Here is a 23,370-nt window from a genome sequence, read left to right as displayed (position 1 = left end):
ATCATACAACATTGAACATTAAACTCGAAACATTAAACTTTTTCGTACGTTTGAAAACAGAAATCATATTGATTTTTTTCATCTTTTTCATGACAGATTTCCTCGGTTTTCTTCCAGACTTTATCATTGATTTTTGGGAAGTACGTATCAGCTTCAAGATTTGCCTTTACCAAAGTTACTTCAAGACGGTCTGCAATTTCCATGGTTTGTTCGTAGATATTTCCACCTCCGATAATGAAAATATTTTCGTCGATTTTCTTAGCAAACTTTACCGCTTCTTTAATGCTTCCAACAATTAAAATTCCTTCTTCAAACCAATCTTTTTTTCTTGAAACAACAATATTGGTACGGTTTGGAAGCGGTTTCCCGATGCTTTCATATGTTTTTCTTCCCATGATAACCGGATGACCTGAAGTAAGGTCTTTAAAATGTTTCAAATCTTTCGGAAGATGCCACAGAAGCTGATTATCAGAACCAATTTCATTTCTCTCTCCCATCGCCACCACAATTGTTGTCATTCAATAAATTTTATGCAAAATTAGCACTTAATTTGTATATTTGAGTAACACAAAAAAATTAAAATCATGAAATCGCCGTTATAAATTTCCAAAAGGATACTTTAGAATCTGCGATTGCATACGAACGTTTAAACAATAAAAAATCACATATGAAAAACAGAGGTTGCATGAGCGCCGGAACTATCGGCATTGCGCTTATTATTATTGTAGGAATATTATTTTTCTGGGGAAAAAGCGGATACAATAAATTTGTAGACCAGGAACAAACCGTAGATGCAAAATGGTCAAACGTACAAACCGTTTATCAGAAAAGAGCCAACTTAATCCCGAATCTGGAAAGAACCGTAAAATCATACTCGAAATTCGAGCAGGAAACTTTGACTAAAGTAATTGAAGCCCGTTCAAAAGCGACTTCAATTAACATCAATCCTTCTAATTTAACAGAAGAAGATATGGCTAAATTCCAAGCTGCCCAAGGAGAATTAACGGGGGCTTTGAGCAGATTGATGGCGGTTGCAGAAGCTTATCCAAATCTAAAAGCAGATCAGCAGTACATCAATTTCCAGAGAGAATATATTGCTATTGAAAACAGCATCAGAACTGAAACCGTGTATTACAACAATGCAGCAAGAGATTACAATGTTTCTATTAAGCAATTCCCGAACAATATCTTGGCAAACTTTACCAATTTCAAGGAAAAACCTTTGTTTAAAGCACAGGCAGGAGCTGAAAACGCACCAAGCGTATTTACAGAATAATGAGCCGCTTTCTTACAGATCAGCAAATAGCTTCCCTTGTGGAAGCTATTCAGTCGGCAGAGCAACATTCTACCGGAGAAATCCGTGTACATATAGATTCCACGACAGATTCTCAGACTGCAGAAACTGCTTTTGAAGTTTTTAAAGAGTTGTGCAAAGACAAAACTGCAGAAAAAAATGCGGTTCTTTTTCATGTTAATTTTGAGAAAAAATATCTTACCATCATTGGCGATACCGGAATTCATGAGAAAGTGCATCAATCGTACTGGGATCATCTGCATGATTATATCACTTCGGAATTTGCAAAAGGGCATTATTACCAAGCTTTGAAAAGCGGGATTCTCGAAACAGGTCTTGAATTAAAAAAATATTTTCCGATAACCGGAGAAAACCACAACGAATTACCCAATGAGATTACATTCTCTTAAAATATTTTTCACATTCATTTTAGTTTGCTGTTACGGTTTTTTATCAGCACAGTACACTATTCCCGAAAAGCCAGCAGTTCTTTATCCCGTTTATGATGAAGCCAATCTTTTGACTCAGCAGGAAAAAGATGAACTGAACAACAAGCTCATCAAATTTGCAGATTCTACATCAACGGAAATTGAGGTAATCATTATTCCTTCCACAAAAGGCGAAGATGTGAATTTTCTGGCAACCATGTTTGGTGAAAAATGGGGAATCGGACAAAAAGGTGTAGATAACGGAGTCGTTTTCCTGATTGCAAAAGATGACAGAACCATGTCTATTCAGCAAGGAAGGGCGGTTGAACAATATTTAACAGCCTCAGTTGCAGGACAAATTTTGGATTATATTGTTACCCCAAATTTCAGACAGGGAAAATGGTATGAAGGCATCAATGGCGGAACCAATGCTATTATGGAGGCCGTTCAGGGAAAGTTCAAACCTTTGGCAGACCATGAAAATGAAGGAAATTCAGGAGCTTTAAAATTGATTATCATCGCTTTCGTTATATTTATCATTATTGCGATTATCTTTGGTAACAGAGGTGGTGGTGACGATGACGGCGACATTATTTTAAGCCGTAGAGGAAGAAGAAACTATCCCGGTGGATTTTTTCCGTTTCCATTTCCGGGAAGTTTTGGTGGCGGTTTCGGCAGCGGAAGTTCTCGTGGAGGAGGCGGTGGATTTGGAGGATTTGGTGGTGGCGGAAGTTTTGGAGGTGGTGGAGCTTCGGGTGGATGGTAGCATAATCAACCTAAATCTTTTATTTAAAGATGAAAAAAGTATTAATAATATTTTCAATAATTATTAGCTCGATGCTCCTAACTCAAGAGACTAAATTCTCAAAAATTCCTAAAACTATAAATAAACAAATTCAAAAAAACTACGAGCGAAACAACGTTTTCTTTTTTTACTTTCCGGATTATAAAAAAAATATAATTCTTTGGAAGTACCAAGGCGGAAAGGTCCTTTGGAAATCTTTAGAAGGAAATAAGATGAGAAAAAGTGGAGAGTTTAATTCTGAAATAAGTTCTGACAAATTATCTATAAATGCAACTAATGAAATTTTAAAATTAGAAATAAGAAAACTGAATGAGGATTACAATTGTAATGATGTATTGGAAGGCTCATTCTTAGGTTACATTTATTCAATAAACAATGAAGAAATAATTGGACAAAATTATATTTCTACGACCGAATGTTTAAAAAATCCTAATTCAATTATAGCTAAAGATTTCAAAATTATTTTTGATCAAATTTGGAAAACTAAACAATTGGTTTCAAAATAAAATATTCAAATTATTCTTTTCTTTTAAATTCAGCTCAGATAAAAACAATCAATTCTTTAATTAAAATTTCATTAAACCTGTCATAACCCTTCATATTTCACTCAATTTTCATTATATTTACTGAAAACGGGTTTATGAAAAAAACGCTGGTGGTTTTTGCCCATCCTTATCTTGAGCATTCCAATTCAAATGTAGAGATTATCAATTTCTATGTTCGTCACCAGCATTTTACGCTTCGCGATTTGTACGAAGAATATCCCGATTTTCATATTGCGGCATTTAGAGAGCGAAAAAGACTACAGCAATATGACCGTTTTATTTTTCAGTTTCCGATTATCTGGTTCGGAATTCCGCCTTTATTAAAATTGTGGATCGACGAAGTTTTCGATAGAAATTGGGTAAAGGAAGGTGAATACAACCCCCTCAAAAACAAAGAAGTTTATATTGTTGTAACGACGGGAGGAAAAGAAAGATCCTTTTCAAAAGAAGGCACCTACAAATATACCATTGAAGAGATTATTAGTGGATTGATTGTTTCTCTTAGAGTTTTTGATGCCAACATCAAAGATATTACCATCGTTTACGAAGCCAATAAACTGTCTAAAAAAGAAATTATTTTACAGAAAAAGAAATTTGTCGAAATCCTGAATCAATAGCATGGAATCTACTTTAGCGATGAACACTTTAATTTTTTTAGGCGTTGCCATCATTATGGTTCCGCTGGCAAGAAAATTGGGTTTAAGCTCAGTAATCGGTTATATTCTAGGTGGAATTATCATCGGACCGTACGTTTTAAAACTTACCGGAAAAGATGTGAACGACATTATGCACGCCAGCGAATTTGGTGTCATCATGCTTCTTTTTTTGGTTGGTTTGGAATTAGAACCCAGAAAATTCTGGGAAATGCGAAAGAAAATTGTAGGGCTCGGTTTAACTCAAATGATTCTCACCATATCCATTTTGTTTCTTATTTTTATTTGGGCAGGCTGGAAAATCGATAAAGCAATTGCTATCGCCATGTGTTTTGCACTCTCATCAACTGCAATTGTACTTCAAACTTTACAGGAAAAAAACAATCTGAAAACGTTAGCAGGCGAAGCATCATTTTCCACACTTCTATTTCAGGATATTGCTGTGATTCCTATTTTGGCAATTTTACCAATATTGGCTCATTCAAAAGCAAAACACAATGATAATGAAGTTTTGGTACTTATCCAGACTCTTCCGGAATGGCTCCAGGCGGGAACCGTAATTTTTGGAGTTGTGTTATTAATTTTATTGGGAAGGTATGTTTTCGTTCCTTTTTTAAGATATGTTTCAAAAGCGGGAATGACAGAATTATTAACTGCCTCTTCCCTATTTCTGGTGATTGGCGTTTCAGAATTAATGGTCGCTATCGGATTATCTCCTGCTTTAGGAGCGTTTTTGGCAGGGGTCATGTTGGCAAACAGTGAATTCCGCCATGAACTCGAAGCGCAAATTGATCCTTTTAAAGGACTTCTCCTTGCTGTTTTTTTTGTAAGCGTGGGTTCAACGATGAATTTTAATGTGATTGCTGAAGATCCTGTATTTATTTTCAGTACGGTTTTTGTGGTTTTGGCAGTGAAGTTTTTAGTTCTTTTTGCCATCGGGAAATTCTTTAAAATAGATACTCCACAAAGTTTATTTTATGCTTTTGCGCTTTCTCAGATTGGAGAATTTTCTTTTGTTTTAATTAATTACGCTTCGGATCTATATCTTTTCAGCGCTGAAATGAACGCTCAAATGATGGCGGTTACCGCGATTACCATGTGTATCACTCCTATTCTTTTAATTATAAATGATAAGCTGATTACTCCAAAATTTATTAAAGAAACACCCGACGAAGAATCAGATTTCAGTATTTTGGATGGTAATATTTCTCAGAAAAAAATCATTATCGTTGGTTTCGGGCATTTCGGAAGTACAGTTGGAAGACTTTTAAAAGCGAATAAAATTACAGCAACCGTTCTCGACAGAGATTCAGACCGTGTGAAATTGTTGAGAAGCTACGGTTTTAAAGTATATTACGGTGATGCTACAAGACTTCCTATTTTAAGAGCCGCAGGAATTGAAGATGCCGAAATCCTCTTACTTTGTCTTGACGATCCGGATGATAATAAATTTATTGCTGATGTGGTAAGAGAGAATTATCCTAACGTCAAAATTTTCGTCAGAGCTAAAAACAGAATCGACGCCTACGAATATCTGAACAATGGTATCGACAATATTTACCGTGAAACTTTGGGAACAGCCGTCGATATGGCAACAGACGTTCTTAATGAAACCGGAATGCGAAAGTATGCAGCAAGAAGAATGGGACAGAGATTTATGGCCATCGATAAAGCTTCTATCCGGAAACTGGCAAAGTCTGATGATGACGATGACATCCATCTTTTTACCACAAAAGAAATCCTCCAGCGAGAGGAGGATTTATTGGCTTATGACAATCTTAATTTTGAAAATAAAGACTGGGAAACTCAATCAACTGAGGATGATGAGGAAGGCGATAAATAAATTATTCCACCGTTACGCTTCCGCCGCTGCTTTCTTCTTTGCTTACCGTTGTCACATTTCCTTTTTTAATTCCTCTTACACTTCCACCTGAAGACGCATGACCTTCAAATTTAGAAGAAACACCAATTTCAACGCTTGATGCACTTGAAGCTTCAGCTTTTACACTTTCCGCAATGACGTCTTTAGCTGAAATTTCACTTGACGAAGATGAGTTTAAGGTTGCATTTTTAGTTTTTCCTGAAAGGGTAACATCTGAAGCAGATGAAGCCTCAATATTCAGATTCACTGCCCATATTTCCCCTTTGAAACTTGCACTGCTTCCTGCATCAATATCCAAGTCATTTGCTTCCAGTTTTCCTGAAATATGCGCAGCACTTGAAACTTCAATATCCGTTTTATCTTGGGTAAATTTATCTCTTACAATAATTGTTGCCGCAGAATTGGCTTCAAGCTTTGTAAAATCTTTAGCATAAATCTTGGCTTTCACATTATTGGTATTCATTACACGAACTCCGGTTTTGTAATGAATATGAAGTTCTCCTCCCTCAATATCAACCAACACTTCATTAATAATATTTTCTGGCGCGGAAATCACCACTTTTTCAACATCCGACTTAATAATCTCAGCTTCAATAGCCTGAGAAACTTCAATTTCATCAAAATTTCCTTTAAATTCTTTTTGTTTCAAAGGTCCGTGATCTTTATTGGTTACATCCGGAAGCCAGGTTGATTTCCCGTCTTTACGCTCATTTTCTTTACAAGAAGAGACCATCATTAATCCTGAAAAAAGTAAAACTGCTGTGTATTTCATGTTTTGATGTTTAGAAGTTTAGTTTTTAATATCTTTATACTTTAATAACAACTAAATTATGAAATCTCTTACAACTGACAAGAAAAACAATTTTTAAAATCAGAATAAGATATTCATAACCTTTAAAACAATAAGTCTATACGATATGAAAAATGTTTCATCTGTATTGTTAATTTCTGCTTTAGCATTCAATTATTCCTGTACCACAACAATGAAAACAAACGACATAAAACAGGAAATCCCTGTTCCTGATGCATCCCTTTCATCAAACCCTTTCATGAAGAAAAGCAAACTTCAGTACGAAGCTCCGGAGTTTGATAAAATTAAAAACGAACATTTCAAACCTGCTTTTGAATTTGGTTTAAAACAGCATGACGCCGAAATTTTAAAAATCGCCAACAATTCCGAGGCTCCGACGTTTGAAAACACCATCGTTGCATTGGAAAAAAGTGGTGAAGTTCTGAAAAGAGCCGTTATTGTATTTTCAAATTTAACGAGTGCAAATACAAACCCTACTTTACAGGCTTTAGACGAAGAATACGCTCCGATTTTCGCAGCACACTCCGATAAAATGTATCTGAATGAAAATCTGTACAAAAGAATTAAATCTATTTCTGAAAACGGATTAGATTCTGAAAGCAAAAGATTAGTACAGTTTTATAAACAAAACTTTGAAATTGCAGGAGCTAATCTTTCAATGGCCGACAAAGAAAAATTGAAGCAGGTCAATCAGGAAATGGCATCTCTTTCTACACAGTATTCCAACAAATTATTGGAGGCAAGAAAGCAGGGCGGAGTTTTCTTCTCTGATGTAAAAGAATTAGACGGACTTTCCGCTGATGAAATTGCTGCCGCTGCAAGTGATGCTAAAAATGCGGGAAAAGAAGGTCAGTATTTATTAGCTTTACAGAATACAACGCAACAGCCACTTTTACAGAATCTAAAAAACAGAGCAACAAGAGAAAAATTATTCAAAGCCTCTTGGACAAGAGCTGAAAAAAGCGATGCTAATGACACAAGAGAAACGATTGAAAAATTAGTCAAATTAAGACTGAAGAAAGCTCAGATTTTGGGTAAGAAAAGTTTCGCAGAATGGAAATTGCAGGATCAGATGGCAAAAAATCCGGAAGCTGCAACAAAACTGATGAATCAGATTGCAACACCAGCCGTAGAAACGGCAAGACGTGAAGCAAAGGATATTCAGGATTTGATTGACCAGCAAAAAGGAGGTTTCAAAGTAGAACCTTGGGACTGGAATTTTTATGCGGAGCAGGTAAGAAAAGCAAAATATGATTTAGACGAAAATCAAATCAAGCCCTATTTTGAAATCACGACAGTTTTGGAAAAGGGAGTTTTCTTCGCTGCTGAAAAATTCTATGGGTTAACTTTCAAGAAAAGAACAGACCTTCCTGTTTATCATCCTGATGTGGTGACGTATGAAGTTTTCGATCACGACGGAAAATCTATTGCTATTTATTTCCTGGATTTCTACACAAGAGATTCTAAAAACGGCGGCGCATGGATGAGTAATTTCGTAGAGCAGTCTTACCTTTTGGGAACAAAACCTGTGATTGTCAACTGCTATAATTATCAAAAACCGGCTCCGGGAAAACCTTCTTTGATCAGCTATGATGATGTGACAACCATTTTCCATGAGTTTGGTCACTCGATCCATGGAATGTTTGCGAGCCAGAAATACCCTTCACTTTCAGGAACGAATGTACCGAGAGATTTTGTGGAATTCCCTTCTCAAATTAATGAGCATTGGGCTCTAGATCCTGTCGTTTTGAAAAATTACGCTTTACATTACGAAACAAAACAGCCGATTCCACAAACTTTGGTTGATAAAATTAAAAAAGCAGCGACTTTCAATCAGGGTTACATGACCACCGAATTGGTTTCTGCAGCAGCTTTAGATATGGATTGGCATACCGTGACGAATGAAAGTCAATTGACTCCGGTTTTAGATTTCGAAAAACAATCGTTAGCCAACCACGGATTTACTTTGGCAACCGTTCCACCTAGATATCATACTCCGTATTTTGCGCACATCTGGGGCGGCGGTTATTCTGCAGGATATTATGCTTATTTGTGGTCCGAAACGTTGGATAACGACGCCTGGGAATGGATTTCAAAGAATGGTGGGCTAACTAGAGAAAATGGAGACCGTTTCAGAAAATACATTCTCTCTGTCGGAAATTCTGTTGATCTGAATCAGGCATTCAGAGATTTCACAGGACATGATCCTGATATTAAGCCGTTGTTGAGAAACAGAGGGTTTATTAAATAAATTTTTAAAAGCATTCAATTTTTGGATGCTTTTTTTGTTTGCATACAAATGATACAATTTTCTCTCGTTGATTTTACAGATTGCGCAGATTTTTAAAATTATAACGTAAACATCTGTGAAAATTTGCGAAATCTGTGGGAAAATATATTTTGACTAAAGCCAAATTGAAATTCCTATTTGATAAACGGGCTAAAGCCCGTTTCTATTGATATAATTATGTCTTCCATTATATTCGTGAATTCTTGGGAAACAAAAAAGTAATAATATTCACGTAAATTTGTGTTCAAATAAAAATCAAAGAAATGAATTGTCCTTGCTGTTCAGGAAAGTCTTACGAAGAATGTTGTAAACCTTATCACACCGGAGAAAAAAATGCACCAACCGCTGAAGCTTTGATGCGTTCTAGATTTTCAGCATTTGCCATTCCGAACGGAAAATATTTAATGGAAACCACTTCGCCCAGCAAAAGACAATTTCACAATACAAAAGATTTGCAGGAATGGGGAGAAATCAATGAATGGACAAAACTTGAAATTGTAGACAAACCATCGATGAATAAAGTGGAATTCAAAGCGTATTACACCGATGAAGACGGGCAACAACAGGTTCATCACGAATTATCTCAATTTAAAATGATTCAAAACCGTTGGTTTTATGTGAGTGGTGAGTTTATGGATTAAATAAAACACATTATTTAACCACAAAAGTCGCAAAAGAATAATTCATGTTTTAAAGCTTTTATGATTTAAAAATATAAGTTCACAAAAGAGTATCATTTTAATCTAATACCAATAAACGAAAATCTACGATTTTTATCTTACGTGTTTTAAACTATTTTCAAGAAATTTAAACTAAAAACTAATGTGACTTATGTGTTTAAAATCTATCACAAATTTTCACAGATAAAAATATATTTATAATTTTTTTGGACTTCTGTTTTCAATCAATTAAACTATAAACAGTGTAAAAACTTTTGTGACTTTTGTGGTTAAAACAAAAAATGTCCAGCACTTCTGCCAGACATTTTATATTGTATAGGAAACTCTTAGTGACCTTCGTTTCCATCAATTCCGTGAGCATGTCCGTGAGACAATTCCTCTTCAGTTGCAGGACGGGTATTTAAAATCTCAACCTGGAAATCCAAAACTTTTCCGGCCATTGGATGGTTCAAGTCTGCCACCACAAATTCAGGTGTAACTTCCACAACAAAAGCCTGGAAATTATTCCCCTGGTTATCAGATAAAGGCAAAATAGCTCCAACCGGCGGAATTCCTGATTCTCCGAACATATCGATTGGCAATTGTGCAATTGCATCTTCCTGCTTCTCTCCGTACGCTTCTTCTGGCTGGATAACGAAAGCCGCAGTATCACCCGCTTTCAGGCCAAGGATATTTTGCTCAAATTTAGGAATCATCATTCCAACGCCATATAAAAATGTAAGTGGATTTTCCGCTGTTGTCTCTTCTACAAGAGTTTTAGTTCCATCTTCTTCGATAGTGTGAAGAATGTACTTTACAGCTACCACGTGATTGTTGTCGATTGTCATATTTTTTTTCTTTTCTTCGTGAATTTTTTCACGATTTATTTCAACAAATATAGTCTTTTTGAAATGATTGCCGGAATGAGTGAGTTTAATTTAACTTCATGATAAATCAAAAAACTAAAATTTTATTTAAACGCTATAGTCACAAAGTATTTTGATTGGATGGCTACTAATTTCCGTTCGCAATGGCGTTACACTCAGCTGAGACTTTCTCTATCATTTACTGAAAATATTCTGGCACAAGTGAAACCCAGCCTTTGTAAAAGCTATTCTTCATTATTTTTAGCCTGCTTTTTCTTTTGCCTTAAAACATACAGATACAGACTCTCCACCTTCGTTCTTGCCCAAGGCGTTTTTCTCAGAAATTTCAGAGACGAACTGATGCTCGGGTTATCCGTAAAACATTTGATATTGATTTGTTTTCCTAACTCCTCAAAACCATGATAATATTCTACCAGTTCTTCGAGAATGGCATCAAGTCTTTTTCCGTGAAGTGGGTCTTTAGATTGCTGTTCCATTCTGTAAAGTTAATTATTTCATTTCTAACCTCATCTAATGCTACAGATTCATCGGTAGGAAATGTACAGTTCTAAACCTAACGGGTTTTAGAAACCCGTTAGGTTTGATGGGGTAAAATTGCATTTAGTTACAAACAACATTGAAACAAACTAACTGCAAGTGCATTTTATTACAAACAAAGTTGTTTCAAACAAAAGTATTTTGCATTTGGTTGCAAACACCCTTGAAACAAACCAACTTCAACTGCATTTTATTACAAACAAAGTTGTTTTAAACAAAAGTATTCTGCATTTGGTTACAAATAATCTTTAAACAAACTAACTTTAACTGCATTTTATTACAAACAGAGTTGTTTTGAATTAATAAAATATTCAATGCTATTCTGTTTTTTCTTTTGATTCTGTTTTATCTTTATTTTTAAGAATATTTTCTGCCATATTTTTAAAATTCTCAGTTTTCATAATCACAAGCTTATTATTGGAATTCCAGATACTGACATATTTTTTAGAAACAACAGTATAGGAATCCCAATTGGTAAGATTATGATAAAGCATCAATGTACAGATATCTGTGGGAGTAATGGTTAACCATTTTTCAATAATATGAGAGTGAACTCCACTTACGGTTTTTCCAACTTTTTCGTCTTGGATACTTGTTGGTATCATAGAATTATGAAGTTTTTCCACATTTTTAACTTCATTTTTATTACTAAAAGTAAGCAGATAATCATTTCCGAAAACAACAACATTATTTACAGAAGGTCCTGTTAAAACATAAACCTTTTTTACATTTTTTTGAATGAGAGGAACAATGTTAAAGCTTGTATTTTGATAAGATTTAAAAATAGTATCTGTTTTAATTTTCGCCAAAGCATTCTGTCTGATGGCAAAATATTCTCTTTCAATTGGTGTAAAATCTCGTTCTTTTAAGTCCAGATTAGCATCTTTCGGATTGTAATTTGTGGGAAAAGCGATTGTTGCAATTACCTTGTTATCTTTTGAAAAGAAAATACATTTCGGAACAGAGTCGTCTAAGTAAGAAAAATATCCGCCGACATTTTCCATGTTCTCATAATTGGCTCTGAAAACATCCGTTCCATACCAACTTGCCATTTCGCTGCGATAAAGAGCAATTCCTTCTTCATTTATTTCATTCGAAAGCTTTTCTAAATTTTGTGCCTGAAATGATACCGCAAGCAAAACAACAAATAAGACTAAAATATTTTTCATGATAATTGTTTTTTTCAAAAATAGGAAATAAGATTTTCATTAAAAAATAACGCTTTACTTTTGGGGTTCGTAAATTTGAAAAATAGAACATCTAAATTCTATCTGAAATAAAGTTTTCTCTCAAGAATAGATTAATTTAGCACTACCAATCTCAAAATTGAATAGACCTTAAATAAAGTTGAAATGAGTAGAAATACCGATGCCAACAGAAAACTGCACAAAAAGAAAATCGATAATAAAAAACGTAAAATTCAGGAAGCCGAACTGAAAAGGAAAAACCGTCTGAAGGAAATGCGCGAAAATAGAAAAGAAAAATCAGAAGAGAAGCAAGAAAACGAAGATTAATAACATGAAAATTCTACACACCGCCGATTGGCATTTAGGTAAACGTCTTGATCGTTTTTCCAGACTGGAAGAACAGGTTTTGGTGATGGAAGAAATTGTTCAGATTGCCGATGAACAGAATGTTGATTTAATTTTGATTGCCGGAGATTTGTTCGATAATTTTAATCCGGGTGTGGAAGCAATAGAACTTTTTTATAAAACATTAAAACGTTTATCTTTAAATGGAAAACGTCCGGTTATTGCCATCTCGGGAAATCACGATTCTCCAAACCTGATTGATGCTCCCGACCCTTTAGCAAGAGAATGCGGCATTATTTTAATTGGTCATCCGAAAGCGACCGTTCAGCCTTTTGAACTCGAACATTTCAAAATTTCAAAATCTGCAGAAGGATTTATCGAAATGGAACTTCAACATCAGAATTTCCCCATCAGAATTCTTCACACGCCTTATGCCAATGAAATCCGTCTGAAAGAATATTTTGGAGAAGACAAAGAAGCTGAACTGAACATTGTTTTAGCTGAGCATTGGAAGAAAAATGCAGATCATTTTTGTGATGAAAGCGGAGTCAATCTTTTGATGACGCATTTGTATATAAATAAAAAAGGAGCTCCAATATTAGAAGAACCGGAAGGCGAAAGACCCATCAAAATCGGTAACGCAGACTTGGTTTTTTCCGATATTATTCCAACACAGATTCAATATACCGCGTTGGGACATTTGCACGGTTTTCAGAATATCGGAACGGATGAAAAACCCGTTATTTATTCGTCTTCCCCACTTTGCTACAGCTTTAGTGAAGCAGGGCAAATAAAATATGTATCAATAATCAATGCTGAACCTAATCAACAAGTTTCGTTTGAAAAAATTGCTTTGCAAAACGGCAAAAAATTAGTCAGAAAAACATTTGATTCCATTGAATATACAGTGAAATGGCTTAATGAAAATCAAGATACATGGGTCGAACTGACTTTAGAAAGCGAAACATTTTTAACAGCGGATGAAAGAAAACGTTTGTATCAATCTCATAACGGAATTGTGTATCTGATTCCCAAGATAAAAAATCAGGAAACGAACGAAAGCGATCTGAGTGAAATTAATCTCAATCAGGACATTCAGGCTTTGTTTAAAGATTATTTTAAATCTAAAAACGGCGGTCAGGAAGCAAATGAAGAACTCATTAATTTGTTTAATGAAATCGTTTCAAATAATTCGTAACTTAAAATTAAAAGGATTTTTTAACAGCAAAAGAGACAAAAGAAAATTTTGAAAATAATTAAGTCAAAAGTTTACAAAATGTAAGAAACTTGGTTTTGCAAACTTTTGAATATCTAAGAAGCATCAAAATCTTTTGTTCCTTTTGCGGTAAAATAAAAACACTTATAAAAATGATTCCAATTCAATTGACTTTAGAAGGTCTATATTCTTATCAGGAAAGGCAAAAAATCGATTTTGAAAATCTTACGGAAGCAGGTCTTTTCGGCATTTTCGGGTCGGTCGGTTCCGGCAAATCTTCTATTCTGGAAGCCATTTCTTTTGCTCTTTATGGCGAAACAGAACGCTTGAATGCAAGAGACAAACGTACTTATAACATGATGAATCTGAAATCAAACAAATCGTATATCGAGTTTGATTTTTTGAACTATGAAAATAAAAAATTCCGGGCGACGAGAGAATTCAGACGAAATTCTAAGAATTTTGAAGATGTAAAAACACCCACCGTTACATTTTACGAATGGAAAAATGAAAACTGGATTCCTCTGGAACATTCCAATGCGGAGAAATTGGTGGGATTGAGTTATGCAAATTTTAAGCGAACCATCATTATTCCTCAAGGTCAGTTTAAAGAATTTCTGGAACTCGGTACAACGGAACGAACCAATATGATGAAGGAAATTTTCAATCTTCAGCGTTTTGATTTGCAGAATAATGTTTCGGTTTTAAATACAAAAAACAGATCAGAACTTGATCAGTTGGAAGGTCAGCTGAAAGGTTTTGAAGAAGTCAATGAAGAACAGATTACAACTCAGAAAGAACATTTAAAAACGGAACAGCAAAAGTTTGAAGATGTACAGAAAATTTTCAGAGAAACGGAAGAAAAATATGTTAAACTGAAAACTTTAAAAGATGATTTTGAGCTTTTAAGTCAGAAAAAATCAGATTTTGCACAACTGACTCAACAAAAATCTGAGATTGATGTTTTAGAGACAAAAACAGAACTTTACGATAAAGTTTCCCGAATTTTCACCCCTTTAATTTCCGAGAAAAATAAAATCGCGAAAGAAATTTCTGAACAGCTGAGCAATAAAAAAGCTCAATCTGAAATTTTACAGGAAACTGGAGTTCAGTTTGAAAATATTAAGAATAAGCTTTCAGCCATTCAGCCGAAATATGAAGCTTTGCATCAGTCTAAAATTCAGGAAAATGATTTGAGTCTGATTCTTCAGATGCTTAAATTTTCGGATGAAATTGAAACTTTAAAAGAACGAACTAAAAAAGGTTCAGAAAAAGTAAGAGAAGTTGAGGCTAACCAAAAATTAATTCAAAATAAGATTGAAGAACTTTCAAAAAATGCTGAACTTTTAAAGCCTAAAAAATTAGATTCCAATTTACTTTTAAATGTCGGAAACTGGTTTTCAGAAAAGAAAAAATTAGCGGAAACATTACAAATTCAATCAGGAAAAGTTGATTCAAAAAAACTTGAAACCCAAAAAATTCTTGATGAATTAAAACCATTTGAAATCAATCCTGAAACTTTTAAAAATGATTTTAAAACGCAGATTGAAACTTTAGAAAATCAAAGAAAAACAATCTCTGAAAAACGAAATTACCTTGAAGTCCAGCAGAAACTGGCACATTTTGCAAATGAGCTTCACGACGGAGAATCATGCCCCCTTTGTGGCGCTTTGGAACATCCTAATATTGTGTATTTTGATGATGTGAATTTAGAATTAAATGAAATTCAGAAGCAGATTGAGCAGCTTGACATTCAAAAAGAAAATATCCAAAAACAATCTCTAGAAATTGAAAAAATTCTTGACCGGAAAAAGATTTTTGAGGAACAGTTGAAATCGGAAGAGGAAAGTTTAAAACAGATTCAAAATAATATTAATGAACATTTAAGAAACTTTAACTGGGCAACATTTAATCCAGAAAATCAAAATGATTTCGAAGAAAAAAGACAGCAATCTTTTTCCATTGAAAAACAAATCGATGAGCTGAATCAGCAGATTTCTTCGGAACAAAAAAATCTGGAAAAAGAAAGGGAAAATCTCGACAGTTACAATAAAGCGTTGGAAAAATTCAGGCTTGATGAGGCAAAAAAAGAAGAGCAAATCAAGACCAATGAAGCCAATTTAAAGGTTTTACAGTGGATTAACTATAAAGAAAAAGCCATTGTTGAGGTAGAAGAAATTTACACGAAACTTGCGAAATCAAACCTTGAAACGGAACAGAATTACAATCAATTCATCAAAGAAGAGAAAGAAATTTCGCCCAAATTAGCTGAACAGAAAACTATTGTCAGTCAGTTAGAAAGACGAATTTCAGAACTGGAAAAAGAAATTTCAGAAAATAAAAATCAGATTGAAAAAGCTTTATCTGAAGAGCAATTTAACACTTTAGAGGAAATAAAGCGGATTCTTGCCCAGAAAATTAATGTTCCGGAAATCAGAAATCAGATTCAAAAATTCAGAATTCAGTTTGAAACATTAAAAAACAGCATTTTTGAACTGGAAAATAAACTCAAGGAGTTTTCATTTAACGAAGAAGAATTTTTAGCCATAGAAAATCAGTTCAAAACTTTTGAAAATGAATTGAAAATGGCCAACGATTCGGTCGTAAAAATCACAACAGAAATTGAAAGGCTCGAAAAAGAATTTAAGAAAAAAGAAAATCTTCTGAAAGATTTGGCGCAACTTCAGAAACGTGCAGAAAACCTGAAAATCATGACGAATCTCTTTAAGGGAGCTGGTTTCGTGCAGTATGTTTCGTCGATTTATCTTCGTCAGTTATGTGATCATGCCAATATTCGTTTTCATCGGATGACGAGAAATCAGCTGAGTTTGCAGCTCAATGAAAATAATGATTTTGAAATCATCGATTATCTGAATGAAGGACGAAGCCGAAGTGTAAAAACGCTTTCCGGAGGACAGGCTTTTCAGGTTTCTTTGAGTCTTGCGCTGGCTTTGGCTGAAAGTGTGCAGACAAATGCGCAGTCGGAGAAAAATTTCTTTTTTATTGACGAAGGTTTCGGAACTCAGGACGTGGAATCGGTGAATATCGTCTTTGAAACGCTGATGAATCTTCAGAAAGAAAACCGGATTGTGGGGATTATTTCGCACGTGGAGGAACTGAAGGAGAAAATTCCGGTGTCATTGAATATTAAAAAGGATGAGGAAAGAGGAAGCTTGATTGAGATTGTTTAGTTTTTTAACACATCAGTCACATGAGTTTTATACTTTGTAATATTTTAGAACACTTGAGTTGAAAATTAAAGATTTTCAATTTTTGTTTTACATTTGAATCATTAAAAATTATCATGCAGAATTTACCCCTTATCTTAAAACCTTCGAAAGTTAAAAGTGTCATTCTTATTCTGATCAGTATCGGTTTTGTTGCTTTAGGAATTTCATTGTTAGAAAAAAATATACTGATTGCCGTGCTGAACATTGTTTTCTTCGGGATCGGACTGATTATATTCATTATCAACCAGCTCCCAAATGCATCTTATCTGAAAATCGACGAAAGAGGAATCGAGATGAAAAACCTCTTTAGAACCACTTTTATTCCATGGCAAGCAGTTAGTAGTTTTAGAACAAAGTATATTTTCGTTAATAAAATGGTGGTTTTTGATATCGACCAGAAACTTTTAGAACAGTCTACAATGAAATCAAAAACAGGTGCTTTTCCTGATACATACGGAATGTCTGCACAAAAACTTGCAGACCTTCTGAATGAGTACAAAGCTAGATTCGAGACAATCTAAATAAAAATTCCGCTGAAAATATTTTCAGCGGAGTTTAATTTTATTTATTATCTGTATAAAACCAGAACAACTTTATCATCTACACCATCTCCATTTTCATCGTTCATATCAACAACAATCTGTAATTCACTACTTGTTAAAGCTAATACATCAGATGATTCTCCATCAACAATTATTTTTTTTGTACCAGCATCATAAGAGTAAGAATAGGTAAAATTACCATCGTCCGCACATGTGCCATCTGACTTAGTATAAAATGTTTTGGTATGTAATTTTCCAGAATCGGTGAAATCGTAGGTATTCTTTTTATCACAATCATCAGGTAATTCTGTAGCCAATACTGCATTATTACTACCGTTATAAACTACTGTTTTACTTTCTTTCCAAGTACCAATAATCGAAGCCTGATCGTTATTTTCGTCATCTTTAGAACATGACATCACTGCCGCAACACCTAGTGCTAGCATCATTATTTTTTTCATATTTGAATTTTTAAGGTCACAAATATATCTAATATTATTGAAAAAAAACAATTCTGCCGAAAATTTATCACTAGATTATGATTTCACCTAAATTATTTGAGCTTTTACTTTTCCTCCAAATAATTCTATCGATTTCATCATCACATCATTTGCAGGATCTCCAACATCCATGTGACCGATAAATCTTGTAATTCCGAAAATTTCTTTCATGTAAGCAATTTTATCGGCCACTTCATTGGCATTTCCGATAAATAATGCTCCGTCTTTGCTTCTTCCGCCTTCATACTGCATTTTTGTGTAAGGCGCCCATCCTCTTGAAGAACCGATTCTGTCCATCTGAGACTTATAATTATGGAAATATCCATCCACAACATTTGGATCATCACTTACAAAAGTGTGTGAATGAATCGCAATCTGCATTTCAGATTCGGGATGACCTGCTTTCAGATATTCCTGTTTGTAAAATTCAATTAAATTTTTAAACTGAATCGGCATTCCGCCAATGATCGCAACGACTAAAGGCATTCCCAGTTTTGCAGCACTCAAAACCGATTGCGGAGTTCCTCCAACCGCTCTCCAGATTGAAAGTTTTCCGTTGTTTTTTGCTCTCGGATAAACGGTCTGATTCTGCATTGGGGCACGCAGTTGTCCAGTCCACGAAACGTTTTCTTCTGAATTTATTTTTAATAATAATTCTAATTTTTCGTCAAAAAGCTGTTCGTAATCATTCAATGAATAACCGTACAGAGGAAAAGATTCAATGAAACTTCCTCTACCGACAAAAATTTCAGCACGACCATCGGAAATTAAATCCAACGTCGAAAAATCTTCATACACTTTTACGGGTTCAGAAGAACTTAAAACCGTTACCCCACTCGCCAATTTAATGTTTTTGGTAACGCTTGCCGCCGCAGCCAAAACGATTTCAGGTGAAGAAACCGCGTAATCGGGACGGTGATGTTCTCCCATTGCAAAAACATCGATTCCGACCTCATCCATCAGTTTTACCTGCTCAATGATTTCACGGAGTTTTATTCCCGCATCTTTATATCTTCCGGTATTTTGGTCGAAACCTAAGTCGCCAAACATTCCTATTCCTAATTCCATATTGTTGATTTTTTATAGATACAAAATTAGACGAATGAAAATTCAAAAACATTGATGAATGGTAAGAACAGAAAATTCCCGAAAGAATAGAAATTTTAATACATTAGTTACATTAGTTTTTTTAACTTGATTTTTAAAACACTTAAAGAACATAAGAGAAAATCGAAGATTTTCAAAAACTAATATGTTCTCTTCAATATATAATAAAAATTAAAAATCCGATGTGATTAATGCGTTAAGAGTATAAAATAAGTTTGAAAAGTTTCTAAAATTATTTCTGATTTCCCAAAAGACCATAAAGAAGCTTTTCTCTGATTTCTTCAGTGATTTCAGAAGTAGATTCTGTATTTCTTTTAAACCAGAAATAAGAATTATTTAAAGTATGGAGAATAAATCTTGTCGTAAAAGCAGGAGATTTCAGTTCCCAATTCTGAGTTTTGTAAATTTCAGTAATCAATTCTTCAACTTCACGTTGATAATTTTTTCTTAATTCGACAAATTCAGGTAACCTTTCTTCCAAATGTTTCCATTCGTTGGAATAGATATGTGTTACATCACGGTTTTTTAGAACGACCGATAAATGTTTATCCAAAAAAAGATTCAGTTTTTCCTGCGGTGGAACTTTGGTATTCTTTACCTCCTGAAGTTCCTTAAAAAAATCATGAGCAACGCCGAAGCAGATCCATTCGAGAATTTCTTCTTTGGAACGAATGTGGGCGTAGAGAGAAGCGGCTTTAATGTTGAGTCTTGTCGCCAAATCTCTCACTGAGCTACCCATATAACCCTTTTCTTTGAAAAGTTCTACGGCAACTTCGAGTATTTTAATCTGTTTTTCTTTTAGCTCCATCAGTTAATGTACAAAAGTAATTATTATAAGTTTAATATTTTGTTTTTGGATGATGATTTAAAACAATCTTTTCAAATTTAGTTTTTAATTATTTTCTAAATTTCTCATACGACACTCTTTCATTAATTTAGCTTGAATGTACAGAATCGGAAATTTTGTCTTTACAAAACAACTCCAAAATAAACATTTCGGAAATTTTGTCCGCTATTTTTAAAAATTTTACAATTGAACGGTTTTTGAAATAATGTTCCTGAATTAAATGATTGAATAGATTGAGGACATCAGAAATTAGAAAATCAGATTTGAAAAATTAACATTATAAAACTCTTATGGTCTGAAATCTGATGTCTAAAATCTAAATTGAAAACAAAAAAATTGAAGAATCAAAAATAAAAAGATATGAATTTAAATCAATATACTGTAAAATCACAAGAAGCCATCCAGGCTGCGCAACAAGTGGCTATGGAATTTGGCAATCAGCAGATTGAACCTCAACATCTCCTTGAAGGAATTTTCCAGGTAGATGAAAATATATCGCCTTTCTTACTTAAAAAATCTGAAGCAGATGCTGCTTTAGTAAGAGAACGAAACCGTGAAAATCTAGAAAAGCTCCCTAAAGTACAGGGAGGAAACATTTATCTTTCACAATCAGCGAACAAAGTTTTGCTTGATGCACCCAATATCGCTAAAAAAATGGGCGATGAATATGTAACGATTGAGCATTTATGGCTTTCTTTATTGGAAACCAATTCAGAAGTTTCAAAAATGTTGAAAGATATGGGCGTTACGAAAAACCTTTTGGAAGGCGGAATTAAAGAATTAAGAAAAGGTTCGAAAGCAACTTCTGCAAGTTCGGAAGAAACTTATCAGTCTTTAAATAAATATGCTAAAAACTTCAATGAATTAGCAGCGGAAGGAAAACTGGATCCGGTAATCGGACGTGATGAAGAAATCCGAAGAGTTTTGCAAATTCTTTCAAGAAGAACAAAAAACAATCCTATTCTAATCGGTGAACCCGGTGTTGGTAAAACAGCAATCGCTGAAGGAATTGCCCACAGAATTATCAGTGGCGACGTTCCTGAAAACCTGATGGATAAGACTTTATATTCATTGGATATGGGAGCTTTGATCGCCGGTGCCAAATACAAAGGTGAATTTGAAGAGCGTTTGAAATCGGTAGTAAATGAAGTCATCAAATCAGATGGACAAATCATTCTTTTCATCGACGAGATCCACACTTTGGTGGGAGCCGGAGGCGGTGAAGGGGCGATGGATGCAGCGAATATTTTGAAACCAGCTTTAGCAAGAGGTGAATTAAGAGCTATCGGTGCAACGACTTTAAACGAATATCAAAAATATTTTGAAAAAGATAAAGCGTTGGAAAGACGTTTCCAGAAAGTAATGGTGGAAGAACCGGATACGGAATCAGCCATTTCCATCCTTCGAGGAATTAAAGACAAATATGAAGCTCACCACAAAGTAAGAATCAAAGATGAGGCGATTATTGCAGCCGTGGAAATGTCTCAGCGATATATTTCGGACAGATTTTTACCGGATAAAGCGATTGATTTGATTGATGAAGCTTCTGCGAAATTGAGAATGGAAATCAATTCGAAACCAGAAGAACTGGATGTTCTCGATAGAAAACTGATGCAGATGGAAATTGAATTGGCTGCGATTTCAAGAGAGGGAAATCAGACGAAAATCGACCATTTGAAGGAAGATATTGCAAAAATTTCTGAGCAGAGAAATGAAATCAATGCGAAATGGCTGAAAGAGAAACAAAAATCTGAAGATTTAACTCAAATTAAAAAAGATATTGAATCTTTAAAATTAGAAGCAGAAAGAGCTTCAAGAGCAGGAGATTATGCAAAAGTAGCGGAAATTCAATATGGAAAACTTCGTGAAAAAGAAGAAGAGCTTTCTAAACTGGAAATAGAGATGCAAAATCATCAGAATGAATTAATTAAAGAAGAAGTAACTTCCGAAAACATCTCTGAAGTGATTGCCAAATGGACAGGGATTCCTGTAACAAAACTCCTTCAATCTGAAAGAGAAAAATTATTGAGTCTTGAAACCGAATTGCACCACAGAGTTGTAGGACAGGATGAAGCCATTACAGCAGTTGCAGATGCCATTAGAAGAAACAGAGCAGGATTAAGTGACGATAAAAAGCCAATCGGTTCGTTCCTGTTTTTAGGAACCACCGGAGTCGGAAAAACCGAGCTTGCAAAGGCATTAGCAGAGTTTTTATTTGATGATGAAAACAATATGACGAGAATTGATATGAGTGAATATCAGGAACGTCACAGTGTTTCGAGATTGGTGGGCGCGCCTCCTGGATATGTAGGTTATGATGAAGGTGGTCAGTTGACCGAAGCGGTACGAAGAAGACCTTATTCTGTGGTGCTTTTAGATGAAATTGAAAAAGCGCATCCGGATGTTTTCAACACGTTGTTACAGGTTTTGGATGACGGTCGTTTGACGGATAATAAAGGTAGAGTCGTGAATTTCAAAAACTCAATTATCATTATGACTTCGAATTTAGGTTCGCACTTAATTCAGGAGAATTTTGAAAATATCACTGATGAAAATCAGGATGAAATTGTTGACAAAACAAAAGATGAGGTCTTTGATTTATTGAAACAAACCTTACGTCCGGAATTCCTGAACAGAATTGATGAAGTAGTACTGTTCCAACCTTTAAGAAAAAAAGAAATTGGAAAAATTGTTACCTATCAGTTGAGAGGATTCAATGATATGTTGGCAAAACGAAATATCATTATGACCGCAACTCAGGACGCCGTAGATTACCTGATGAATAAAGGGTACGATCCTGTTTTCGGAGCCAGACCATTGAAAAGAGTGATCCAGCAGGAAGTTCTGAATAAATTATCCAGAGAGATCCTTGCAGGAAACGTGAATGACGGTGACAGAATCACTTTAGATTATTTTGAGGAAACAGGTCTGGTTTTCAGACCTACAGAATTATAAGTAGTTTTTTTCATATATATTATTTTTGTGATAAGTGCTGTAGATCTTTATCTGCGGCACTTATTTTTTTAAAGGAAAATTAAGTGAAAAGACAGGACTTATACTAAAAAACGGAAGGTTTTAAGGTTATTTTTTTGCAAATTTGTACAACATTATCCTATAAAACCTAATAACATGAACAATCAAAATGATCACAACACAAGCATGGACAATCTTATCCCTACTGAACTTATTCAGAGTTTAGTTGACAATTATCGGTCAAATCAGCTTGAGGCTATTAATGAAAGTCTTAATATCGAAGACGCACATTCTGTTTGGTTTGATCTTCCGACATTAAAAAACTTTGTTGCAGAAATTGAGGCTCATGCGCAGTTAATTGATCAAAATGTAAAAGATACAGATCTTGGAATCCGTTTTTATTATGCAGCATATCCTGCAGTACCAGAATCTTCCGTCCCGGCAGAATACGCTAAAAGACATACATTGGTGATGATTCCAACTAAAAAACTGAACAATCTTAATTACGATTTCAATCCGATTGAGAATGCGAGTGAAAGTCTGGCAGTTGCAGGTTTACCAACTAACGCATTGGCTTTAAACCATGGTACTCTGGTTCCTCCAAACACCTCAATAGTAGAGTCTTATTAATC

General features: G+C 34.6%; 22 protein-coding genes. 14 read left to right on the top strand and 8 right to left on the bottom strand.

The genetic code is table 11. From position 1 onward, the window contains the following. Positions 1-32: 32 nt before the first annotated feature. The gene (locus ACR1PN_RS02785; RefSeq protein ID WP_378177236.1) at positions 33-518 is read right to left on the bottom strand and encodes a dihydrofolate reductase; all 486 of its coding nucleotides are present in this window, start codon (positions 516-518) and stop codon (positions 33-35) included. A gap of 149 nt (positions 519-667) precedes the next feature. Here ACR1PN_RS02785 and ACR1PN_RS02780 point away from each other — a divergent pair, with 149 nt between their 5' ends. The 6 genes from ACR1PN_RS02780 (at position 668) to ACR1PN_RS02755 (ending at position 5,568) form a co-directional block, all read left to right on the top strand. Further along, positions 668-1,276, top strand: coding sequence for a LemA family protein (locus ACR1PN_RS02780; RefSeq protein WP_433978785.1), 609 nt, complete (start codon positions 668-670; stop codon positions 1,274-1,276). Beyond that, positions 1,276-1,704 (top strand): TPM domain-containing protein, encoded by a 429-nt coding sequence (locus ACR1PN_RS02775; protein WP_433978784.1) that lies wholly within the window; start codon positions 1,276-1,278, stop codon positions 1,702-1,704. Before ACR1PN_RS02780 ends, ACR1PN_RS02775 begins: the two co-directional genes overlap by 1 nt. Further along, positions 1,685-2,488, top strand: coding sequence for a TPM domain-containing protein (locus ACR1PN_RS02770; protein WP_433978783.1), 804 nt, complete (start codon positions 1,685-1,687; stop codon positions 2,486-2,488). Before ACR1PN_RS02775 ends, ACR1PN_RS02770 begins: the two co-directional genes overlap by 20 nt. A gap of 29 nt (positions 2,489-2,517) precedes the next feature. After that, positions 2,518-3,033 carry a hypothetical protein gene (locus ACR1PN_RS02765; protein WP_433978782.1) on the top strand — a complete coding sequence of 172 codons (516 nt, stop codon included), beginning with the start codon at positions 2,518-2,520 and terminating at the stop codon, positions 3,031-3,033. 134 nt (positions 3,034-3,167) lie between these two features. Next, entirely contained in the window at positions 3,168-3,689 is a 522-nt protein-coding gene (locus tag ACR1PN_RS02760) for an NAD(P)H-dependent oxidoreductase (RefSeq protein ID WP_378177222.1), read from the top strand. A gap of 1 nt (position 3,690) precedes the next feature. Continuing rightward, positions 3,691-5,568, top strand: coding sequence for a monovalent cation:proton antiporter-2 (CPA2) family protein (locus ACR1PN_RS02755; protein ID WP_433978781.1), 1,878 nt, complete (start codon positions 3,691-3,693; stop codon positions 5,566-5,568). Position 5,569: 1 nt separating this feature from the next. Here the strand turns inward: ACR1PN_RS02755 and ACR1PN_RS02750 are convergent, their stop codons facing one another. Next, positions 5,570-6,379: a head GIN domain-containing protein gene (locus ACR1PN_RS02750; RefSeq protein ID WP_433978780.1), complete on the bottom strand. Its 810-nt coding sequence runs from the start codon at positions 6,377-6,379 to the stop codon at positions 5,570-5,572. A gap of 145 nt (positions 6,380-6,524) precedes the next feature. On the opposite strand from ACR1PN_RS02750, the gene ACR1PN_RS02745 reads away from it, so the two are divergent. Next, on the top strand, positions 6,525-8,669 hold the full coding sequence (locus tag ACR1PN_RS02745; RefSeq protein WP_433978779.1) for a M3 family metallopeptidase: 2,145 nt from the start codon (positions 6,525-6,527) through the stop codon (positions 8,667-8,669). Between the two features lie 302 nt (positions 8,670-8,971). After that, entirely contained in the window at positions 8,972-9,349 is a 378-nt protein-coding gene (locus ACR1PN_RS02740) for a YchJ family protein (RefSeq protein WP_433978778.1), read from the top strand. Positions 9,350-9,714: 365 nt separating this feature from the next. Here ACR1PN_RS02740 and ACR1PN_RS02735 read toward each other — a convergent pair whose 3' ends face one another. The 3 genes from ACR1PN_RS02735 to ACR1PN_RS02725 form a co-directional block, all read right to left on the bottom strand. Beyond that, positions 9,715-10,215: an FKBP-type peptidyl-prolyl cis-trans isomerase gene (locus tag ACR1PN_RS02735; RefSeq protein WP_378177202.1), complete on the bottom strand. Its 501-nt coding sequence runs from the start codon at positions 10,213-10,215 to the stop codon at positions 9,715-9,717. 263 nt (positions 10,216-10,478) lie between these two features. Beyond that, positions 10,479-10,730: a VF530 family DNA-binding protein gene (locus ACR1PN_RS02730; protein ID WP_072957240.1), complete on the bottom strand. Its 252-nt coding sequence runs from the start codon at positions 10,728-10,730 to the stop codon at positions 10,479-10,481. Positions 10,731-11,108: 378 nt separating this feature from the next. Continuing rightward, positions 11,109-11,960 (bottom strand): hypothetical protein, encoded by an 852-nt coding sequence (locus tag ACR1PN_RS02725; RefSeq protein WP_433978777.1) that lies wholly within the window; start codon positions 11,958-11,960, stop codon positions 11,109-11,111. A 183-nt stretch (positions 11,961-12,143) separates the two neighbouring features. On the opposite strand from ACR1PN_RS02725, the gene ACR1PN_RS02720 reads away from it, so the two are divergent. The 4 genes from ACR1PN_RS02720 to ACR1PN_RS02705 all read left to right on the top strand — a co-directional run bounded on the left by ACR1PN_RS02720 (position 12,144) and on the right by ACR1PN_RS02705 (position 17,290). Next, positions 12,144-12,305: a hypothetical protein gene (locus ACR1PN_RS02720; protein ID WP_433978776.1), complete on the top strand. Its 162-nt coding sequence runs from the start codon at positions 12,144-12,146 to the stop codon at positions 12,303-12,305. Between the two features lie 4 nt (positions 12,306-12,309). Then, entirely contained in the window at positions 12,310-13,521 is a 1,212-nt protein-coding gene (locus ACR1PN_RS02715) for a metallophosphoesterase family protein (RefSeq protein WP_433978775.1), read from the top strand. 170 nt (positions 13,522-13,691) lie between these two features. Next, positions 13,692-16,730, top strand: a complete 3,039-nt coding sequence (locus ACR1PN_RS02710) for an AAA family ATPase (RefSeq protein ID WP_433978774.1) — start codon at positions 13,692-13,694, stop codon at positions 16,728-16,730. A 113-nt stretch (positions 16,731-16,843) separates the two neighbouring features. Next, positions 16,844-17,290 (top strand): STM3941 family protein, encoded by a 447-nt coding sequence (locus ACR1PN_RS02705; RefSeq protein ID WP_433978773.1) that lies wholly within the window; start codon positions 16,844-16,846, stop codon positions 17,288-17,290. Between the two features lie 47 nt (positions 17,291-17,337). Here ACR1PN_RS02705 and ACR1PN_RS02700 read toward each other — a convergent pair whose 3' ends face one another. The 3 genes from ACR1PN_RS02700 to ACR1PN_RS02690 form a co-directional block, all read right to left on the bottom strand. Further along, complete coding sequence (locus tag ACR1PN_RS02700) at positions 17,338-17,772, bottom strand: lipocalin family protein (protein ID WP_378177187.1); 435 nt, start codon at positions 17,770-17,772, stop codon at positions 17,338-17,340. An 87-nt stretch (positions 17,773-17,859) separates the two neighbouring features. After that, complete coding sequence (locus tag ACR1PN_RS02695) at positions 17,860-18,879, bottom strand: LLM class flavin-dependent oxidoreductase (RefSeq protein ID WP_433978772.1); 1,020 nt, start codon at positions 18,877-18,879, stop codon at positions 17,860-17,862. Positions 18,880-19,150: 271 nt separating this feature from the next. After that, positions 19,151-19,726, bottom strand: a complete 576-nt coding sequence (locus tag ACR1PN_RS02690; protein ID WP_433978771.1) for a TetR/AcrR family transcriptional regulator — start codon at positions 19,724-19,726, stop codon at positions 19,151-19,153. Between the two features lie 399 nt (positions 19,727-20,125). On the opposite strand from ACR1PN_RS02690, the gene clpB reads away from it, so the two are divergent. After that, positions 20,126-22,720 carry an ATP-dependent chaperone ClpB gene (gene clpB, locus ACR1PN_RS02685; RefSeq protein WP_433978770.1) on the top strand — a complete coding sequence of 865 codons (2,595 nt, stop codon included), beginning with the start codon at positions 20,126-20,128 and terminating at the stop codon, positions 22,718-22,720. A 174-nt stretch (positions 22,721-22,894) separates the two neighbouring features. Further along, positions 22,895-23,368, top strand: a complete 474-nt coding sequence (locus ACR1PN_RS02680; protein ID WP_433978769.1) for a hypothetical protein — start codon at positions 22,895-22,897, stop codon at positions 23,366-23,368. Positions 23,369-23,370 lie beyond the last annotated feature (2 nt).

This window comes from Chryseobacterium sp. RLHN22 (assembly GCF_051011795.1).
Taxonomy (GTDB): domain Bacteria; phylum Bacteroidota; class Bacteroidia; order Flavobacteriales; family Weeksellaceae; genus Chryseobacterium; species Chryseobacterium zhengzhouense.
Note: the sequence above shows the minus strand (reverse complement) of the source record. Positions and strands in the feature narration are given on the sequence as shown.

Excerpts from the sequence above, each read along its gene's own strand:
- ACR1PN_RS02785 (WP_378177236.1), bottom strand. The coding sequence starts at position 518 with ATGACAACAATTGTGGTGGCGATGGGAGAGAGAAATGAAATTGGTTCT.
- ACR1PN_RS02780 (WP_433978785.1), top strand. The coding sequence starts at position 668 with ATGAAAAACAGAGGTTGCATGAGCGCCGGAACTATCGGCATTGCGCTT.
- ACR1PN_RS02775 (WP_433978784.1), top strand. The coding sequence starts at position 1,276 with ATGAGCCGCTTTCTTACAGATCAGCAAATAGCTTCCCTTGTGGAAGCT.
- ACR1PN_RS02770 (WP_433978783.1), top strand. The coding sequence starts at position 1,685 with ATGAGATTACATTCTCTTAAAATATTTTTCACATTCATTTTAGTTTGC.
- ACR1PN_RS02765 (WP_433978782.1), top strand. The coding sequence starts at position 2,518 with ATGAAAAAAGTATTAATAATATTTTCAATAATTATTAGCTCGATGCTC.
- ACR1PN_RS02760 (WP_378177222.1), top strand. The coding sequence starts at position 3,168 with ATGAAAAAAACGCTGGTGGTTTTTGCCCATCCTTATCTTGAGCATTCC.
- ACR1PN_RS02755 (WP_433978781.1), top strand. The coding sequence starts at position 3,691 with ATGGAATCTACTTTAGCGATGAACACTTTAATTTTTTTAGGCGTTGCC.
- ACR1PN_RS02750 (WP_433978780.1), bottom strand. The coding sequence starts at position 6,379 with ATGAAATACACAGCAGTTTTACTTTTTTCAGGATTAATGATGGTCTCT.
- ACR1PN_RS02745 (WP_433978779.1), top strand. The coding sequence starts at position 6,525 with ATGAAAAATGTTTCATCTGTATTGTTAATTTCTGCTTTAGCATTCAAT.
- ACR1PN_RS02740 (WP_433978778.1), top strand. The coding sequence starts at position 8,972 with ATGAATTGTCCTTGCTGTTCAGGAAAGTCTTACGAAGAATGTTGTAAA.
- ACR1PN_RS02735 (WP_378177202.1), bottom strand. The coding sequence starts at position 10,215 with ATGACAATCGACAACAATCACGTGGTAGCTGTAAAGTACATTCTTCAC.
- ACR1PN_RS02730 (WP_072957240.1), bottom strand. The coding sequence starts at position 10,730 with ATGGAACAGCAATCTAAAGACCCACTTCACGGAAAAAGACTTGATGCC.
- ACR1PN_RS02725 (WP_433978777.1), bottom strand. The coding sequence starts at position 11,960 with ATGAAAAATATTTTAGTCTTATTTGTTGTTTTGCTTGCGGTATCATTT.
- ACR1PN_RS02720 (WP_433978776.1), top strand. The coding sequence starts at position 12,144 with ATGAGTAGAAATACCGATGCCAACAGAAAACTGCACAAAAAGAAAATC.
- ACR1PN_RS02715 (WP_433978775.1), top strand. The coding sequence starts at position 12,310 with ATGAAAATTCTACACACCGCCGATTGGCATTTAGGTAAACGTCTTGAT.
- ACR1PN_RS02710 (WP_433978774.1), top strand. The coding sequence starts at position 13,692 with ATGATTCCAATTCAATTGACTTTAGAAGGTCTATATTCTTATCAGGAA.
- ACR1PN_RS02705 (WP_433978773.1), top strand. The coding sequence starts at position 16,844 with ATGCAGAATTTACCCCTTATCTTAAAACCTTCGAAAGTTAAAAGTGTC.
- ACR1PN_RS02700 (WP_378177187.1), bottom strand. The coding sequence starts at position 17,772 with ATGAAAAAAATAATGATGCTAGCACTAGGTGTTGCGGCAGTGATGTCA.
- ACR1PN_RS02695 (WP_433978772.1), bottom strand. The coding sequence starts at position 18,879 with ATGGAATTAGGAATAGGAATGTTTGGCGACTTAGGTTTCGACCAAAAT.
- ACR1PN_RS02690 (WP_433978771.1), bottom strand. The coding sequence starts at position 19,726 with ATGGAGCTAAAAGAAAAACAGATTAAAATACTCGAAGTTGCCGTAGAA.
- clpB (WP_433978770.1), top strand. The coding sequence starts at position 20,126 with ATGAATTTAAATCAATATACTGTAAAATCACAAGAAGCCATCCAGGCT.
- ACR1PN_RS02680 (WP_433978769.1), top strand. The coding sequence starts at position 22,895 with ATGAACAATCAAAATGATCACAACACAAGCATGGACAATCTTATCCCT.